This is a genomic window from Vibrio diazotrophicus (assembly GCF_038452265.1).
GTDB lineage: Bacteria > Pseudomonadota > Gammaproteobacteria > Enterobacterales > Vibrionaceae > Vibrio > Vibrio diazotrophicus.
Genome location: NZ_CP151842.1, coordinates 3,210,323 through 3,227,943, shown reverse-complemented (window position 1 = coordinate 3,227,943; position 17,621 = coordinate 3,210,323). Strand labels below are relative to the sequence as shown.

Below are 17,621 nucleotides of genomic sequence, written 5' to 3'. Positions count from 1 at the left end.
AAGTGAGTGAATCCCCATGAGCATAGATAACTATGTGATTGGGGTGACCGAACGTAGCCCCTATACCAAAACATAAAGCGCTGCAGCTTCAAGTAGGAAGAATATAGCGACCACAATGACGGATAGAAACGATGACGGACAGTAGTAGCGTGCAAACGAATACAGCAATGACAGATCAAGACACAACGCATTTCGGTTTCGAAACCGTTCGTAAAGAAGAAAAAGCAACCAAAGTCGCTCAGGTATTTCACTCTGTAGCAGCGAAATACGACATCATGAATGACTTAATGTCGGGTGGTGTTCATCGACTATGGAAGCGTTTTACGATTGATTGCTCAGGCGCACGTCCGGGACAAAAAATTCTCGATCTTGGTGGCGGTACTGGTGATCTGGCTGCGAAGTTTTCTCGTATTGTTGGCGATAAAGGCCACGTTATTCTGGCGGACATCAATAACTCAATGCTTAACGTAGGTCGCGATAAACTGCGTGACCGCGGCATTGTCGGCAACATTGATTTCGTACAAGCGAACGCGGAAGAACTGCCGTTCCCAGATAACCATTTTGACTGCATTACTATCAGCTTCTGTCTGCGTAACGTAACAGATAAAGATAAAGCACTGCGCTCTATGTACCGCGTTTTAAAACCGGGTGGTCGTCTGTTAGTGCTTGAGTTTTCTAAGCCTGTTTTAGATCCGCTTTCTAAAATTTATGATGCTTATTCGTTCCATATCTTGCCAAAAATGGGTGAACTGATTGCTAACGATGCAGACAGCTACCGTTATTTAGCAGAATCAATTCGCATGCATCCAGACCAAGAAACCTTAAAAGGTATGATGGTTGAAGCAGGCTTCGAGCAAGCAAGCTACTACAACCTGACTGGTGGTATCGTCGCACTGCACCGCGGTTACAAATTCTAAGGACCGCTTATGCCGTTTGAACCTCTCGTCACCGCGGTGATTGAAACCTCTCTAAATACCCTGATTAAAGACGACCCTAACTTGGGTCGTCGTCTTGCTCGCCTTAAAGGGCAAGTGATTCAAGTGCATCTCAAAGAACTGAATAAGACTCTAACGTTTGTTTTCAGCCAACAGATCGATGTACTGGCAAATTATGAAGGCAAGCCAGACTGTTACTTGTCACTGCATCTGTCTGTACTGCCAGAACTGCGTGAACAAGCCAATATCACTAAACTCATCAAACAAGATAAGTTGGTGCTGGAAGGTGATATCCAACTGGCTCAGAAATTTTCTCAGTTGATGACAGATTGCAAACCTGACATTGAAGAATGGCTATCACGAGTCACTGGTGATGTGGTTGCTCATACAGTGGTTCAGGGGGCGAAGAACGTCGGCTCTTTGCTGACGTCTCAGTTTAATAAGCATCAGAACCATCTGGCTCAAGTGCTGACTGAAGAGTGGCGCATTGCACCCGCTCCGTTAGAGATCGCCTATTTCTGCGATCAAGTCGATGACGTGAAAAGTCAGGCTGCACGTTTAGAAGCAAAGCTAGCGGCACTGCTAGAGAAAATAAGCAAGGAAAACGCTGAGGTTGCCAAATAACTTATGACGCCTTCAGAACTTAAGCGCCTATATAGAATTATCAAAGTTCAGCTCGAATATGGGCTGGATGAATTTCTTCCTGATCATCAATTAGCAAAAGCACCACGATTGTTGCGTAAGTCGCTGTTTTGGATTCGTAATCAGCACAGTGATAAGCCGTTAGGTGAACGTCTGCGTCTTGCGCTGCAAGAGTTGGGGCCAGTATGGATTAAGTTTGGTCAGATGATGTCGACTCGTCGTGATCTGTTCCCGCCACATATCGCTGATCAGCTTGCGCTGCTGCAAGACAAGGTTGCGCCATTTGACGGCAAGCAGGCAAAACAGCAGATGGAAAAAGCGCTCGGCGGCAGCTTAGAAACTTGGTTTGACGATTTTGATATCGAACCGCTGGCGTCAGCTTCAATTGCTCAGGTGCACACTGCGAAACTAAAAGAAAACGGCCGCGAGATCGTTTTAAAAGTGATTCGTCCTGATATTCGCCCTGTGATTGATGCCGATATTAAGTTGATGTATCGCATGGCGCGGATTGTTGCCAAAGCGACTCCGGAGACTAAACGTCTCAAGCCAGTCGAAGTGGTACGAGAGTACGAAAAAACGCTGATCGATGAGTTGGATTTGCGCAGAGAAGCGGCCAACGCAATTCGCTTGCGTCGTAACTTCGAAGACAGTGAAGAACTTTACGTTCCTGAAATAATTAGCGATTTGAGTAATGAAACTGTCATGGTTTCTGAGCGAATATACGGCATTCAGGTTTCTGACGTAGAACGTTTGCAAGCAAATGGCACCAATATGAAGCTGTTAGCTGAACGCGGAGTGAGCGTGTTTTTCACTCAGGTGTTCCGCGATAGTTTCTTCCATGCCGACATGCATCCGGGCAACGTGTTTGTGAACCCTGAACATCCAGAAAATCCACAGTGGATTGGCTTGGACTGTGGCATCGTAGGCACACTCAACAGCGAAGATAAACGTTATTTAGCCGAAAACTTCTTGGCATTCTTTAACCGAGATTACCGCAAAGTCGCTGAGCTGCACGTTGATTCTGGCTGGGTACCTCACGATACCAATATTGATGAGTTTGAAGTCGCAATTCGTATCGTCTGTGAACCTATATTTGCAAAACCTCTTTGTGAAATTTCGTTTGGCCACGTGCTGTTGAACCTGTTCAATACAGCGCGCCGATTCAATATGGAAGTTCAGCCACAATTGGTATTGCTGCAGAAAACTCTGCTTTATGTTGAAGGGCTTGGCCGCCAGCTTTATCCGCAACTCGATTTGTGGCAAACGGCGAAACCTTTCCTAGAAAAATGGATGATGAACCAAGTGGGGCCGCAAGCTGTCATCAACGCACTGAAAGAGCGTGCGCCATTCTGGGCAGAAAAATTACCTGAGTTACCAGAGCTGCTATACGACAGTTTACGCCAAGGTAAAGTGATGAATCAGCGTATTGATCAGCTTTACCAAGGGTATCGAGAAACAAAACGTCAGCAGGCTACAGGCAAGTTTTTATTTGGTATTGGCGCCACATTAGTCGTATGCTCGGCAATACTGGTCGCCAGTCACTTTGAGCAGTTAGCTGTGGGCAGTGCGGTTGCAGGCTTCACATTTTGGCTGTTTAGTTGGCGGGCTTATCGTCGTTAGGCGATAAACTTCAGAAATCATTATGAGTAAATAACCCCGAGGTAGAAATAATGGGTGGTATCAGTATTTGGCAACTTCTTATCATTGCTGTGATCGTAGTTCTATTGTTTGGTACAAAGAAATTACGTGGCATCGGCGGTGATCTTGGTGGTGCAGTAAAAGGTTTCAAAAAGGCGATGGCTGAAGAAGAGAAGCCAGAAGAAAAAGACGCTGACTTTGAACCAAAGAACTTGGAGCAACAAAAAACAGCTGCTTCAACTGAAACCAAAAAAGACAAAGAGCAGGCGTAAAGAGTGTTCGATATCGGTTTTTGGGAGCTGGTATTAATCTCTGTTGTTGCTTTAGTGGTATTAGGTCCTGAACGTTTGCCACATGCTATTCGCAGCGTGACCAAATTTATTGGTGCGGCGAAAAGTATGGCGAACAGTGTGAAAGATGAGTTGGCTCATGAGCTGAAAGTGCAAGAGTTACAAGAAAACTTGCGCAAAGCTGAGCAAATGGGTATGAAAAATCTTTCACCTGAACTTCAAGAATCGGTCGATAAGCTAAAGCAAGCGGCGCAAGATGTTCAGCGTCCTTATGCTGCATCGAACAATACGCAAACAGCGGATAATTCAGCCGCAACGAGCGCAGAAACTATGGATGTTTCAGAGTCAATGAATGGTTCAGAAACGATAAATGTTACTGCGCAAGCTCAAACTCAGCCAACTGAGGAAGAGTCTAAATCGGCAGAAAAGAAAGCCGAATAAGCCATCAAATGAAGAGCACACGTTGCTCTTCATTTTCTGTTTTATGATCTCAGTTATATGAGCTGTCACATGAGGTTCCAATGTCTTCTGTAGAACAGACGCAGCCTTTAATTAGTCACCTTCTCGAGCTACGTAACCGCTTATTGCACAGTATCGCGGGCGTGCTGGTTGTGTTTCTTGCTTTGATCTATTTCTCCGGTGAAATTTACGAGTTTGTCTCCAAGCCGCTGGTGGAACGTCTGCCGGAAGGCGCGACAATGATTGCAACCGATGTTGCTTCACCGTTCTTTACACCACTTAAGCTGACTCTGATTGTTGCTGTGTTTCTCTCTGTGCCTTATATCCTTTATCAGGTATGGGCATTTGTGGCTCCGGGTTTGTATAAACATGAGCGTCGCTTAATTTTCCCTCTGCTGTTTTCTAGCTCGCTATTGTTTTACTGCGGTGTTGCTTTCGCTTACTTCGTGGTATTCCCGCTGGTGTTTGGTTTCTTTACCGCTATTGCATTGGGTGGTGTGGAAATCGCAACCGACATTGCCAGTTATCTTGATTTCGTCTTAGCGCTTTTCTTGGCGTTTGGTATCGCGTTTGAAGTACCCGTCGCCATCTGCTTGCTTTGCTGGACAGGTGCAACCACACCTAAGTCTTTGGCAACTAAGCGCCCGTACATCATTGTGGCAGCGTTTGTTGTCGGTATGCTGCTTACGCCGCCGGATATGATTTCACAGACCTTATTGGCAATTCCAATGTGCTTGCTGTTTGAAGTCGGACTTATCTTTGCTCGTTTCTATACCAAGAAAGAAGCGGATGAAGAGGAAGTGGAAGAATAGGCCGATAGGCCGCAGTGAACATCGAGATGAAAAGGAGCTTTGGCTCCTTTTTTGTGCCCGCTGGTTGAGCAAATTCTATATCCATCACAGTTTTACGATCTGATGCGTCATTGATGGTTTTTTGCACAATAGTTTGATTTAAAACAATTGTGCTGCGATCTGCTTTCGCATTTGAAATTCTTTTGTCTAATTATATAAGCGAATTCTAATTTACCAGGAAGGTATGTTCGGAATGAAAACTATAACGATTAGACACAGCTCGGTGTTATTGCTGTTACTTACGGTGTTTTTCACCGTAACTATGTCATTGGCTTATGCGTCAACGGCTGATCACCAAACCTTTGAACAACTGAACGGGCCTTTTAACAAAGCGCAGGAAGTGACAAAAGCGTGTTTGGAATGCCACACCAAAGCGGGCGAGCAGATTCAGGCTTCAACCCATTGGACGTGGGAGCATGAACAGATCAGTTCAGATGAGATTTACGGCAAGAAAAACGTCGTCAATAACTTCTGCATCTCTACTGCTTCCAATGAACCTCGCTGTACTAGCTGCCACACCGGATATGGCTGGAAAGACGACCAATTTGATTTCACCAAACAAGAGAGTATCGACTGTTTGGTCTGCCATGATCAATCCGGTCAATACCGAAAATTTCCTACCGCAGCCGGTCATCCCAATTATGTCGATACAGAATGGCCTGTTGGCTCAGGGAAAATTCTCCCTGCAGTTGATTTAGCACAATCCGCCAAAAGTGTTGCAACGCCAGAAGTAAAGAACTGCGGCAGTTGTCATTTCTTTGGTGGTGGTGGTGATGCCGTCAAACACGGCGATATGGATTCAAGTCTTAATACCGCCTCTCCTGAACTCGATGTGCATCTTGCCAAAGAGGGCGCTAATTTGAAGTGCCAGGACTGCCATACCACCAGTGCGCACATTACTCAGGGTTCTCGCTACTCGATGAATGCAAAAGATACCTCTGGTATCGACATTCCCGGACACACTGACATGAGTCGTGCGACTTGCGAATCTTGCCATAGTGCCGCGCCTCACCAAGGTTCACGTGAAGCGATTCGCCTTAATCAGCATGCAGAAAATGTCGCTTGTCAGACATGCCATATTCCAGAATTTGCCCGTGAAAAAGCGACAAAAACCTTCTGGGATTGGTCTACTGCTGGCGACAAGAAACGGCCAATGACCAAAGATGAGTGGGGTAATCCACTTTACGATCCGAAAAAAGGGGATTTCGTTTGGGAGAAAAACGTGGTTCCTGAATATGCCTGTTTTAATGGCGAGATTGATTACACCACAGTGGGTGAGAAGGTTGAGCCTAATGCAAATGGTGTAATTGAACTGACCAAAGTTCAGGGAACTTGTGGTGAAGAAGGGACTCGCATTTGGCCGTTTAAAGTGATGAAAGGAAAACAGCCTTATGATGTGAAAAATCAACTGATGATAACGCCACATCTGTTCGGTAAAGATAGTTCAGCTTATTGGAAATCTTATGATTGGTCTGCGGCTGCAACAGCAGGTATGGTGGCGAGTGGATTGGAGTTTGGCGGTGAGATGGCGTTTGTCGACACCGATTATCACTTCCCGATAACCCATATGGTGGCTCCAGCAGAGAAAGCATTGGAATGCCAAGACTGCCACAGCAAAGATGGGCGAATGGCGAAAATTGCTGGTTTCTATATTCCCGGCCGTGATGATGCCCTTGATGGTAATAGTCAGTATTTGTGGTGGTTGGTTGCTCTGACTGTGTTGGCAGCCGCAATACATGGCTTGTTAAGGTTGTTCTCGCGTTATCCGCAAGGTAAGGAGTAGGTTATGCGTCATATGGTTTATAAACGCTTTGAACGCTTCTGGCACTGGGCACAGAGCTTACTGATTATCGCGATGATAGTGACCGGATTTGAAATTCATGGCTCTTACCAGTGGTTAGGTTTCGAAGATGCTTTGTTCTGGCATGAGTTGTGTGCCGTCACGCTGATTGTTCTATGGTTGTTTGCCATTTTCTGGCATTTCACGACAGGGGAATGGCGGCAATATATGCCAACGACCGACAAGCTCTCTGATGTGGTGAGTTTCTATGTGCGCGGTATTTTCCTTGGGCAGTCACATCCGTATCAAGCGACACCAGAGAGAAAGCACAATCCTTTGCAGCGCTTTTTCTATCTGGGCTTTAAGCTGATATTAGCCCCTTTAATTTGGGTTTCTGGCGCGTTGTTACTACTTCACCCTTTCGGTGTTGAAGTCATTCCTTTGGGCACATTATCGGGGATGCATTTGTTTGTGGCTTTTCTGTTTGTGGTGTTCTTGATAGGGCATGTATACATGACAACGACGGGCCCAACGCCAACCAGTCATATCAAAACCATGATTACCGGGTATGAGGAGGATCATCGAACATAGTTGAAAGTCGTCAAATATCTAGGTGTAGAGCCCCTCTGAGCAGAAAGCATCATGGGGGCTTTCTTTTTGGTTAAAGGTTTTTTCGAATATACATTTTATGTCTCTCCCCCCCCCCAGCTATAGCGATAATGAAATATGTATGTTTCTGCGCGTTGATTAACTCTTGGTTTCCGTTTTTATGGGTTTTTATAAACTACTTTGCTGAGTTTATGTACAAAATTGCTACGAAAAAGCCAGTTTGATGAATGTAACATCCTTATAAGCCAGTTGTAGTTATATTATTACTAATATTATTACTAATATTATTAAAAAAATAATGATTACAGGATAGAACCTTATGTATAAGTACAAGCTGCCCGTGCTAGAAAAAGTCGGTTTTGGAGCCGGCGATATGGCTGTGAATGTGGTCATATCATCAATGATGCTGATTATCACTTTTTTCTATACGGATATTTTTGGTATCAAACCTGAAGATCTTGCATTGTTGTTCATTGTTTTTCGATTGATTGACGCGGTAACTGATCCTCTGATGGGGATGATTACTGACAAATTTACCTCTCGCTGGGGGCGCTACCGCCAGTACATGCTTTTTTTAGCGGTACCATTTGGGTTGTCTGTTTACCTCGCGTTTAGTACGCCAGATGGTGATTACAACACGAAACTTGTTTACGCCTATGCGACTTACATTTTAGTGACGGTGATGTTTACCGCAGTCACTATTCCCTATATTTCTCTAATTAGTGTACTTACGGATGACCCTAAAGAACGTTTATCGGCGAATGGTTACCGACTCTTTTTTGCCAAAATTGCTGCATTCTTAGTCACGATCATTGTGCCTCAGTTATCTGCTCAATGGGGAGCGGACAATATTCAATTAGGTTATCAGTACTCAATGGGTCTGATGGGCTTAATGGGAACGCTACTATTTTTGTTCTGCTTCGCTACGACGAAGGAAAGAATTGAACATGTCGTGGATAAAAAACCATTTGTTGAGCAAGTTAAGATTTTAATGCGTAACGACCAGTGGTTTATCCTATGCATGGTGTGTGTTGTCGGTACTGTTGGCTATGTTATTCGTGGTTCTGTTGCTGTGTACTACGCCAAGTATTATCTGGGTGGCGATGAAGCGATGATTTCTGCTTTCTTAGCGACCGGTGTGGTTGCTGCGATTTTGGCTATGGTCGCTTCAACATGGATTACTAAAAAATATTGCAAAATCAAGTTGTTCCGATATACGCAGGTCGCTGTGCTCGTGATCAGTGCCGCACTGTACTTGTTCGTTGGCCGTGATGATATCGCTTTAGCATTTGTTTTATATTTTCTTGTTTCGTTTGTCGTTGATTTACATGCACCTGTATTTTGGTCAGCGATTGCTGAAGCGGTGGATTATGGTGCATATAAAACAGGTAACCGCGTTTCAGGATTGGCGTTTGGTGGTATCTCGTTTAGTCAGAAATTTGGTATGGGTATTGCGGGCGCAATCGTAGGCTGGTTATTAACTTACTTTGACTATGTACCTAATCAGGAGCAGTCAGAATTTGCGTTAACCGGTATTGCTTTGATGCTGACCGTGATTCCGGGCTTGTTCCACTTCTTAATGGGTGTGTTGATGTTTAAGTACAAAGTGACGGATAAATATTATCATTCAATGACGGCCACCAACATTCTCGAAGTTGAAGAAAACCTAAGTACGGTTAAGTCTGAAAAACACATTACTAACTACGCTAGCTAAGGTTATCAATCATGAGTACTTTGATTAACCCAATTATTGAACAAAGAGCGGATCCGCATATTTATAAACATACGGATGGTTATTACTACTTTACCGCTTCAGTTCCTGAATATGATCGTATCGAAATTCGCAGAGCGAAAACGATTAAGGAGTTAAACACGACCAGTGAGCTCATTAATGCGTGGTATCATCCCGAGACAGGCCCATACAGTGACCTGGTATGGGCTCCAGAGCTACACTTTATTGATGGTGCATGGTATGTGTATTTCGCCGCAGCACCATCACGTGAAATTGTTGATGGTTTGTTCCAACATCGTATGTATGCCATTTGCAATGGCAATGCGAATCCGATTACTGATGAGTGGAGATTCGAAGGTCAGATTGAGACCGGAATGGATACTTTCTGTTTAGACGCGACTTCCTTTACTCATAAAGGTATTAATTACTACGTTTGGGCGCAGAAAGACAACAAAATTCAGGGAAACTCGAATTTGTATATCGCAGAGCTAGAGACCCCGACGATTTTAAAAACGCCACCTCAGTGTTTAACTATTCCTGAATTTGACTGGGAGCAGATAGGTTTCTGGGTGAATGAAGGACCATCGGTAATTCATCGTCATGGTAAGTTCTGGATGACTTATTCTGCCAGTGCGACAGATGAAAATTATTGTATGGGACTTTTGTATGCTGATGAAGACAGTAATCTATTAGATCCGAAGAGTTGGGTAAAATCTCCGTCTCCTGTGTTTAAAACTAATTGGGACAAAAAAGTGTATGGTCCGGGACATAACAGTTTCACTGTTGATGAGCAGGGCCACGATTTACTGGTTTATCACGCACGTGACTATACGGAGATTGAAGGAGACCCTCTGTGGGACCCAAATCGCCATACACGCATAAAACGTCTAACTTGGGAAAATGGTCTCCCACAGTTTGGTGAGGCAATATAACTAACCTGAATTCGGTCTATAGGGTTTTAATCTAAAGAGCTACGTCCCGGTATGTGGCAAGCAAATCCGCAGTTTACATGGGTAGTACGTTGTTAGGGTCTGTTTCACGCCTGCCTTGAAAAAGGCGGGTGGCTGCTTGTCATAAACTGGGACGTTATCTTTTAGTAAGGTCTATAGTCCGAACAGTTTTTTTGCATTTTTAGTTGTCAGGTTATCCACTTCTTCTATGGTCATTTCACGCAGTTCAGCTACTCGTTTCGCGACGAGTTGGGTGTAAGCGGGTTCATTTCGCTTACCGCGATGAGGAACCGGTGCTAGGTAAGGGCAGTCGGTTTCTAAAATCACGTAGTTAAGGTCGAGATGAGGAATCACCTGATCCATACCACCATTTTTAAAAGTAGAAACACCACCTAAGCCAAGATGAAAGCCCAAATCGTTGATCGCTTTGGCTTCTTCTACACTGCCACCAAAGCAGTGGAACACGCCACGCAGTGAACCATCTTGCTCTTTACGCAGTAAGGCTAATGTTTCCTCAATGGAGTCTCGGGTGTGTATCACCACAGGAAGGTCCATCTCTTTCGCCCAGTTAAGCTGAGTGACAAACGCCATTTCTTGTTCTGCGCGATAGGTTTTATCCCAGTAGAGGTCGATACCAATTTCACCCACAGCGATGAAATTGTGTTTATCAAACCATGCACGAATAGTTTCCAGAGTCTGATTTACGTTAGCGTCTACATAACAAGGGTGAAGCCCCATCATAGAACGGCAAATCTCTGGATAGGCAGCTTCTGTTGCCAGCATAAGTTCGATGGATTCTAAGTCGATATTTGGCAACAAGATTTGGTTGATACCTTGTTCTAAGGCGCGTTGAACAACGGCATCTCTGTCTTGGTCAAATTCGCTGGCATAGATATGGGCATGGGTATCAATCATGGTGTTGTCTCGCTAAATTCTGTTTGCGAGCAGTATACGTGAGTGTGAGCATCGGGTCATTTTTTGTATTTTTACTTAAAGGCTCTAGCACCAGAGTTTGAGAGTGATATGATTTCGCCTGAACCTGTTCCACCTAAAGTGCTTTTCTATGAGTGCTTTCTGTCTGAATGGGAATCTACATATCAAATAAAGTCTGAACTTTGAATCAGACAGACCAAGAAGGAGAGTAGAGTGTCAGTATCCATCCAAGGCCAGTTCCCAGGTCGTCGTCTACGCCGTATACGTAAACACGATTTTTCTCGTCGCCTAGTGGCCGAAAACAAGCTTTCGGTAAATGACCTGATTTACCCGATGTTTGTTTTGATGGGCAAAGATCGCCGTGAAGCGATTGAATCTATGCCGGGAATCGAACGTCTGTCTATCGATCTATTGTTGGAAGAAGCGTTGTATCTAGCAAACCTTGGTGTTCCTGCTATCGCTCTGTTCCCTGTGGTTAATCAAGATGCAAAAAGTTTAGACGCTGCGGAAGCCTACAACCCTGATGGTTTGGTTCAGCGCGCCGTTCGTTTGTTGAAAGAACACGTTCCGCAAATGGGCGTGATCACCGATGTAGCCTTAGACCCTTATACTACTCACGGGCAAGACGGCATTATCGATGAAACCGGCTATGTAATGAATGATGAGACGACAGAAGTGCTGATCAAACAAGCGCTTTCTCATGCTGAAGCGGGTGCGGATGTGGTTGCACCATCAGACATGATGGACGGTCGTATTGGCAAAATCCGTGAAGCGCTAGAAGAAGCGGGTCACATTCATACTCAAATCATGGCTTACTCAGCAAAATACGCTTCTTGTTATTACGGCCCGTTCCGTGATGCAGTCGGCTCTGCGAGCAATCTGAAAGGTGGTAACAAGAAGAACTACCAGATGGACCCTGCGAACAGCGATGAAGCGATTCATGAAGTGGCGATGGATGTGAATGAAGGCGCGGATATGGTGATGGTGAAACCGGGTATGCCATATCTGGATGTGGTTCGCCGTGTTAAGACAGAACTGCAAGTTCCAACTTTCGCTTACCAAGTTTCTGGCGAATACGCGATGCACAAAGCTGCGATTCTCAATGGCTGGTTGTCAGAGAAAGAAACAGTGATGGAATCTCTACTGTGCTTTAAGCGCGCGGGCGCGGACGGCATTTTGACTTACTTTGCTAAAGATGTCGCACAGTGGCTGGCTGAAGAAAATGCTCAAGCGGCTCAGTTTCTAAAGTAAAACCCCTAAAATAAACCAGAAAACGAACAAGTCACTAAAGGCTGGCCATTGACCAGCCTTTTCTTTTTGAACTCAATTTAAGGAAACAATAATGAAGATACGTGAAGGCAGTTTGTCTGAAGTTGTAACCGTGGTGACTGAAATTGATGAGTTCATTGTTAAAGAAAACGAACAAAGCTTAGATCAGCGATTAGAAGGTAAGCGCCATTTGATTCTGGTTGCGGAGCAACAAGGCCAAATATTAGGTTTCAAAATCGGCTACGAGCTCGATTCAGATACTTTCTACAGTTGGTTTGGTGGTGTTTCGCCTAAAGCTCGCAATTTGGGGTTGGCACAAAAGCTATTAGATGTGCAGGAATCTTGGGTTATTGAACAAGGATATCAACAGCTTAAGGTTAAATCGCGCAATCAGTTTCCAGCTATGTTGAGGCTGCTATTAAGGAATAACTACCTGATTGAGAACTTTGAACCATATGAGCCGCTATTGGAAAGCCGTATCCACTTTGTGAAGCAGTTAAAAAATAAATGAGATTTTTTCTCATTTAGTGTTGACAGTCAAATGAGAATCATTATTATTAACTTTGTCTTAGGGAATGAGTGAATTTCATAAGGATGTGAGTGACTTGCTTTTTAAACTTGTTTAATTGCAAAGAATGAACAGCTGAATGAACGAACCTATTCTTTTTGACACGACATTGCTCACATTGCTTCCAGTGTAATTTTAAGCTTTTCGGTAGTGCTGAACGTTTTATTTCAGGCTGACCTTATATTGCTAGGCGACATCAAACGATGTCGCTTTTTTTATGCCACTTATCCACCGCTCCTTTCTGGCGAGGCTACGATCTTATATTTTTCTGTTTGGTATGAGATGTATAGTAACAAGTTTTTATTTTCAGTGATTAACCAGATTTCTCACCGTCAGAAAAATCCTCTTTTGTAAGAATTCTGTGTCAGAGTATGAAAATTCATCATTCATTTTGGATCAAGATCTCAAGGTGACTAAAAGGACACCGAGTGTCTTTTCCACAATTAATGATCGGAGGATGATCGTATTTTAAAACTTAGATCTTTTATTTTTATTTTAAAAAACAATTAATTAAGTAATGTTTCTCTGCTGTTTTTTACACTTTAATAACCAGTGGATAAAATCTATAAACAGAGTTATCCACAGAAGTGTTTGTGTGTTGGTGAGTAATTAGACGAAAGCGTGAACTTGAGTCTGCAAGGTAACATAGAATCCTGAACACAGTCGTGGCATCCTAGTCGCCAATTGTTTCTCATTGGACTAGCAACACTATGGCTCGCATTCCTGATAATCCGTTAATTTTGATCGACGGTTCTTCTTATTTATATCGCGCATTCCACGCTTATCCAGGCACCATGAGTAATGGGGATATTCCAACTAACGCTGTTTACGGTGTAGTGAATATGGTCCGTTCTATGATGCGCCAATTTGCTTCGGATCGTATTGCCGTTATTTTTGATGCCAAAGGCAAAACGTTCCGTGATGACATGTTTCCAGAATATAAGGCTCATCGTCCGCCAATGCCGGATGACCTGCGTTGTCAGATTGAGCCGCTACACAACATTATTCGCGCAATGGGTTTGCCATTGCTATCTGTTGAAGGTGTGGAAGCGGACGACGTGATCGGCACCTTGGCTTCTCAGGCGTCACAAGCGGGCATGCCGGTACTTATCAGTACGGGTGATAAAGATATGGCTCAGTTGGTGGACGATAACGTCACTCTAATCAACACCATGACCAATGTGGTGATGGACAGGGAAGGCGTGATTGAGAAGTTTGGTATTCCGCCTGAGCTGATTATCGATTACCTCGCACTGATGGGTGATAAGGTCGATAACATTCCAGGTGTACCGGGAGTGGGTGATAAAACCGCAACGGCACTGCTGCAAGGCATCGGCGGTCTGGATGCGCTCTATGAGAACTTAGATAAGATTGCTGACTTAGGTTTCCGTGGTTCTAAAACCATGGCTCAGAAACTCGAAGATAATCGCGAAAACGCATACATGTCTTACAAGTTGGCAACCATTAAGCTCGATGTTGAGCTGGAAAATACACCTGAATCTCTGCATAAACAAACGCCGGATCGTGATGCTCTGATTGAGCTGTACGGCAAAATGGCATTCAAATCTTGGTTGTCTGAGTTGCTAGAGGGCGGATCTGGTGTTGTTGAAGCCGTTGAGAAGAGCGGTGATACCGCATCCACAGCGTCTAGTGCGAGTGTCGCACTTCAAGCTGATACCTCAGCAGTAAAAATCGACCGCAGTCAGTATCAAACCATTCTTGATCAAGAAATGTTTAAAGCGTGGCTGGAGAAATTGCAATCAGCAGAGCTGTTTGCATTTGACACTGAAACGGACAGCCTAGATTACATGGTCGCTAACTTAGTGGGCGTGTCGTTTGCTGTGGCGGAAGGTGAGGCGGCATATGTTCCGGTTGCTCATGACTACCTTGATGCACCAGAGCAGCTCAGTCGTGAATGGGTGCTGGAGCAGCTAAAACCGATTTTAGAAGATGAGTCAAAACATAAAGTTGGCCAGAACCTGAAATACGATGCGAGCGTACTTGCACGTTATGGTATTGAGATGCGCGGCATTGCGCACGACACTATGTTGGCCTCTTACGTCTACAACAGTGTGGGCGGTAAGCACGATATGGACAGCTTGGCGCTGCGCTTTATGCAGCATAGCTGTATTTCGTTTGAGCAAGTGGCGGGCAAAGGTAAAAACCAGCTGACTTTCAACCAAATAGATTTAGAGCAAGCGGCGCCATACGCAGCAGAAGATGCGGATGTGACTCTTTGTCTCCACAATCGTTTGTGGCCGTTAATTGAGCAAGATGAAAAACTGCTTTCTATCTACCGTGATATTGAAATTCCACTGGTTCCTGTGATTTCGCGCATCGAACGAACTGGCGTGTTGATTAATGACATGCTGCTTGGTACTCAATCACAAGAAATTGCTCTTCGCCTTGATGAGCTAGAGAAGAAAGCGTTTGAAATTGCAGGGCAAGAGTTCAACTTAAGCTCACCAAAGCAGCTGCAAACCATTCTGTTCGATCAGATGAAGCTTCCGGTTGTGAAAAAAACGCCTTCAGGCACACCGTCAACCAACGAGGAAGTGCTGCAAGAGTTAGCATTGGATTACCCGCTACCGGCTGTGATCTTGGAATATCGAGGTTTGGCGAAGCTGAAATCGACTTATACCGACAAGCTACCTAAGATGATTAACCCAACAACTGGGCGCGTACATACTTCTTATCATCAGGCGGTAACGGCAACAGGTCGTTTATCTTCAACCGATCCAAACTTACAGAACATTCCAATTCGTAACGAGGAAGGTCGCCGTATTCGCCAAGCGTTTATTGCTCCGCATGGCTGGAAAATTATGGCTGTCGACTACTCGCAAATCGAACTGCGCATTATGGCGCACCTGTCAGGTGACAAAGCACTATTGGAAGCGTTCCAACAAGGTAAAGATATCCATGCGGCAACGGCTGCGGAGATCTTGGGCGTCAGTATTGATCAGGTTACCAGTGAACAGCGTCGCCGAGCGAAAGCGGTTAACTTCGGTTTGATCTACGGCATGAGTGCATTTGGTCTGGCTAAACAACTGGGCATTCCACGTGGTGAAGCACAAACCTATATGGACAGATACTTCGAACGCTACCCTGGCGTGATGCAATATATGGAAGATACACGCAGTGCGGCTTCTGAGCAGGGCTATGTTGAAACCATTTTTGGTCGTCGTCTTCACTTGCCGGAAATCAAGTCTCGCAACGGTATGCGTCGTAAAGCTGCGGAACGTGCAGCGATCAACGCACCTATGCAAGGAACCGCTGCGGACATCATCAAGAAAGCCATGTTGCTGGTTGATGAATGGATTCGCCAAGAGGGTGATGGTCGAGTGAAACTGCTGATGCAAGTGCACGATGAATTGGTGTTTGAGGTTGAAGAGTCAGCTTTATCCGAAATTGAAAGTAAAGTACGAGAATTGATGGAATCTGCCGCTGAACTTAAAGTGCCACTGGTTGCCGAAGCAGGGCATGGTGACAACTGGGATCAGGCACACTAATCACACTGAATCGTCCAAAACACGAGATAAACATGAGCCAGCGCACAAATGCTGGCTTTATTTTTACCTATAAAAAAACAAACGCATTTCAAATGTTTATGTAGCTTAATAAAAACTTAATGAAAAAAAATTACAAAAGTGGTTTTCATTTCTGACCAATTGTTGTACATTAACTTTCGTAGGGTACAGAGGTAAGATGTTCTATCTTTCAGACCTTTTGTTTCACGTTATTGGATTAGGCTGATTCAGCCGCCCCAGTCTCTTTTTGACTGGGGCGTTTTTTCTTGTGCGCTACAAAACTTTTTCTTCTCGTAAGTTGCCTTTCTTTTACCAAAAATCTTCTGAGCTTTTCTTCTTTTACCGCCGATACCCACACAGTGTTTTCGTGAATTCTAATGTCAGTTTCGTAATTTTATATCAGCACGTTTGATGATTCTTATTAGAGTAATGATTCTATAAATAGTTTTGTAACTATCTGATATTTAATAAAAATAAAGTGAAGCTAATGTGGAAGGGATTTTTCGTGATCAAACCATATTGTTTTTACTAGGCGTTTGGGGAATGCTAAACCGCATAACAATAACGATTAGCTTTTATTCTCTCCATTCCCCCACTTAGGTGGGGATTTTTGTATCTGCCACTTTTAAATAACAAAAAGCCCCACCAATTGGCAGGGCTCATATTTCTGAGAAGGCAAAATCCTTCTATTTATTCTTCTTCAGCGTCTTGCTGTTGGTCTTCAAGTACTTCTACAACCAATTGCTCAGCAAGTGCTGGTGCAAACCAAGCATCAAGCTTAGCGCGTAGAATATCAACGCCGATACCGCTCAATGAAGAGAAGCCGTCAACACTTACGTCGCCACCAAATTCTTTCGCATCACTACGGATTTTCAGAATTTGCGCTTTACGTGCGCCGCTCTTTAGCTTGTCCGCTTTAGTAAGTAGTACCTGAACAGGGATGCCACACTCAACCGCCCACACAATGAGTTGTTGGTCGAGATCTTTCATCGGGTGACGAATATCCATCAAAACCACCAAACCTTTTAGGCATTGGCGCTTTTGTAAGTACTCACCTAAAGATTGTTGCCACTTCTTCTTCATTTCTAGTGGAACTTGAGCAAAACCATAGCCCGGTAAGTCAACAATGTGGCAACCTTCGGTCACTTTAAACAAGTTAATTAACTGAGTTCGTCCTGGGGTTTTACTGGTTTTTGCTAGGCTCTTCTGATTGGTTAATCGATTGAGAGAACTAGATTTGCCAGCATTTGAGCGTCCTGCAAACGCAATTTCGATACCTTCGTCAGCTGGAAGATGGCGAATGTCTGGTGCACTGGTAATGAAATGCGTGTTTTGATAATGAATTTTTACGCTCACTGTTAACTCCATCTCGACTTTGTGTAGTCGATTGATTACTTTTTTGTGAAATTGTGTAAAATAACCGTGCTCGGCATAAGGT

15 protein-coding genes are annotated in these 17,621 nt (G+C 44.2%); 13 read left to right on the top strand and 2 right to left on the bottom strand.

The features are described from left to right. Window positions 1-131: 131 nt before the first annotated feature. From ubiE to AAGA51_RS14885, 10 genes are all read left to right on the top strand, one after another. Window positions 132-917: a bifunctional demethylmenaquinone methyltransferase/2-methoxy-6-polyprenyl-1,4-benzoquinol methylase UbiE gene (gene ubiE / locus AAGA51_RS14930; RefSeq protein ID WP_042487914.1), complete on the top strand. Its 786-nt coding sequence runs from the start codon at window positions 132-134 to the stop codon at window positions 915-917. 9 nt (window positions 918-926) lie between these two features. Then, window positions 927-1,559 carry a ubiquinone biosynthesis accessory factor UbiJ gene (locus AAGA51_RS14925; protein WP_042487916.1) on the top strand — a complete coding sequence of 211 codons (633 nt, stop codon included), beginning with the start codon at window positions 927-929 and terminating at the stop codon, window positions 1,557-1,559. Window positions 1,560-1,562: 3 nt separating this feature from the next. Further along, the gene (gene ubiB, locus AAGA51_RS14920; RefSeq protein ID WP_042487919.1) at window positions 1,563-3,197 is read left to right on the top strand and encodes a ubiquinone biosynthesis regulatory protein kinase UbiB; all 1,635 of its coding nucleotides are present in this window, start codon (window positions 1,563-1,565) and stop codon (window positions 3,195-3,197) included. Between the two features lie 50 nt (window positions 3,198-3,247). Beyond that, window positions 3,248-3,487 carry a Sec-independent protein translocase subunit TatA gene (tatA, locus tag AAGA51_RS14915; protein ID WP_042487922.1) on the top strand — a complete coding sequence of 80 codons (240 nt, stop codon included), beginning with the start codon at window positions 3,248-3,250 and terminating at the stop codon, window positions 3,485-3,487. 3 nt (window positions 3,488-3,490) lie between these two features. Continuing rightward, window positions 3,491-3,946 (top strand): Sec-independent protein translocase protein TatB, encoded by a 456-nt coding sequence (gene tatB, locus AAGA51_RS14910; RefSeq protein ID WP_042487925.1) that lies wholly within the window; start codon window positions 3,491-3,493, stop codon window positions 3,944-3,946. Between the two features lie 80 nt (window positions 3,947-4,026). After that, complete coding sequence (gene tatC / locus AAGA51_RS14905; RefSeq protein ID WP_042487929.1) at window positions 4,027-4,776, top strand: twin-arginine translocase subunit TatC; 750 nt, start codon at window positions 4,027-4,029, stop codon at window positions 4,774-4,776. Window positions 4,777-5,008: 232 nt separating this feature from the next. After that, entirely contained in the window at window positions 5,009-6,598 is a 1,590-nt protein-coding gene (locus AAGA51_RS14900; protein WP_052404622.1) for a tetrathionate reductase family octaheme c-type cytochrome, read from the top strand. 3 nt (window positions 6,599-6,601) lie between these two features. Further along, complete coding sequence (locus AAGA51_RS14895; protein ID WP_042487934.1) at window positions 6,602-7,186, top strand: cytochrome b/b6 domain-containing protein; 585 nt, start codon at window positions 6,602-6,604, stop codon at window positions 7,184-7,186. Window positions 7,187-7,523: 337 nt separating this feature from the next. Beyond that, window positions 7,524-8,918: an MFS transporter gene (locus AAGA51_RS14890; RefSeq protein WP_042487936.1), complete on the top strand. Its 1,395-nt coding sequence runs from the start codon at window positions 7,524-7,526 to the stop codon at window positions 8,916-8,918. Window positions 8,919-8,929: 11 nt separating this feature from the next. Beyond that, on the top strand, window positions 8,930-9,868 hold the full coding sequence (locus tag AAGA51_RS14885; RefSeq protein WP_042487939.1) for a glycoside hydrolase family 43 protein: 939 nt from the start codon (window positions 8,930-8,932) through the stop codon (window positions 9,866-9,868). 171 nt (window positions 9,869-10,039) lie between these two features. Here the strand turns inward: AAGA51_RS14885 and AAGA51_RS14880 are convergent, their stop codons facing one another. Continuing rightward, entirely contained in the window at window positions 10,040-10,801 is a 762-nt protein-coding gene (locus AAGA51_RS14880; protein ID WP_042487942.1) for a TatD family hydrolase, read from the bottom strand. A gap of 231 nt (window positions 10,802-11,032) precedes the next feature. On the opposite strand from AAGA51_RS14880, the gene hemB reads away from it, so the two are divergent. The 3 genes from hemB (at window position 11,033) to polA (ending at window position 16,165) form a co-directional block, all read left to right on the top strand. Beyond that, window positions 11,033-12,070: a porphobilinogen synthase gene (gene hemB / locus AAGA51_RS14875; protein WP_042487945.1), complete on the top strand. Its 1,038-nt coding sequence runs from the start codon at window positions 11,033-11,035 to the stop codon at window positions 12,068-12,070. Between the two features lie 91 nt (window positions 12,071-12,161). Next, window positions 12,162-12,599: a GNAT family N-acetyltransferase gene (locus tag AAGA51_RS14870; RefSeq protein ID WP_042487948.1), complete on the top strand. Its 438-nt coding sequence runs from the start codon at window positions 12,162-12,164 to the stop codon at window positions 12,597-12,599. Between the two features lie 767 nt (window positions 12,600-13,366). Beyond that, window positions 13,367-16,165: a DNA polymerase I gene (gene polA / locus AAGA51_RS14865; protein WP_042487950.1), complete on the top strand. Its 2,799-nt coding sequence runs from the start codon at window positions 13,367-13,369 to the stop codon at window positions 16,163-16,165. Between the two features lie 708 nt (window positions 16,166-16,873). Here polA and yihA read toward each other — a convergent pair. Beyond that, window positions 16,874-17,539 carry a ribosome biogenesis GTP-binding protein YihA/YsxC gene (yihA, locus tag AAGA51_RS14860; RefSeq protein ID WP_042487953.1) on the bottom strand — a complete coding sequence of 222 codons (666 nt, stop codon included), beginning with the start codon at window positions 17,537-17,539 and terminating at the stop codon, window positions 16,874-16,876. Between the last annotated feature and the right edge of the window lie 82 nt (window positions 17,540-17,621).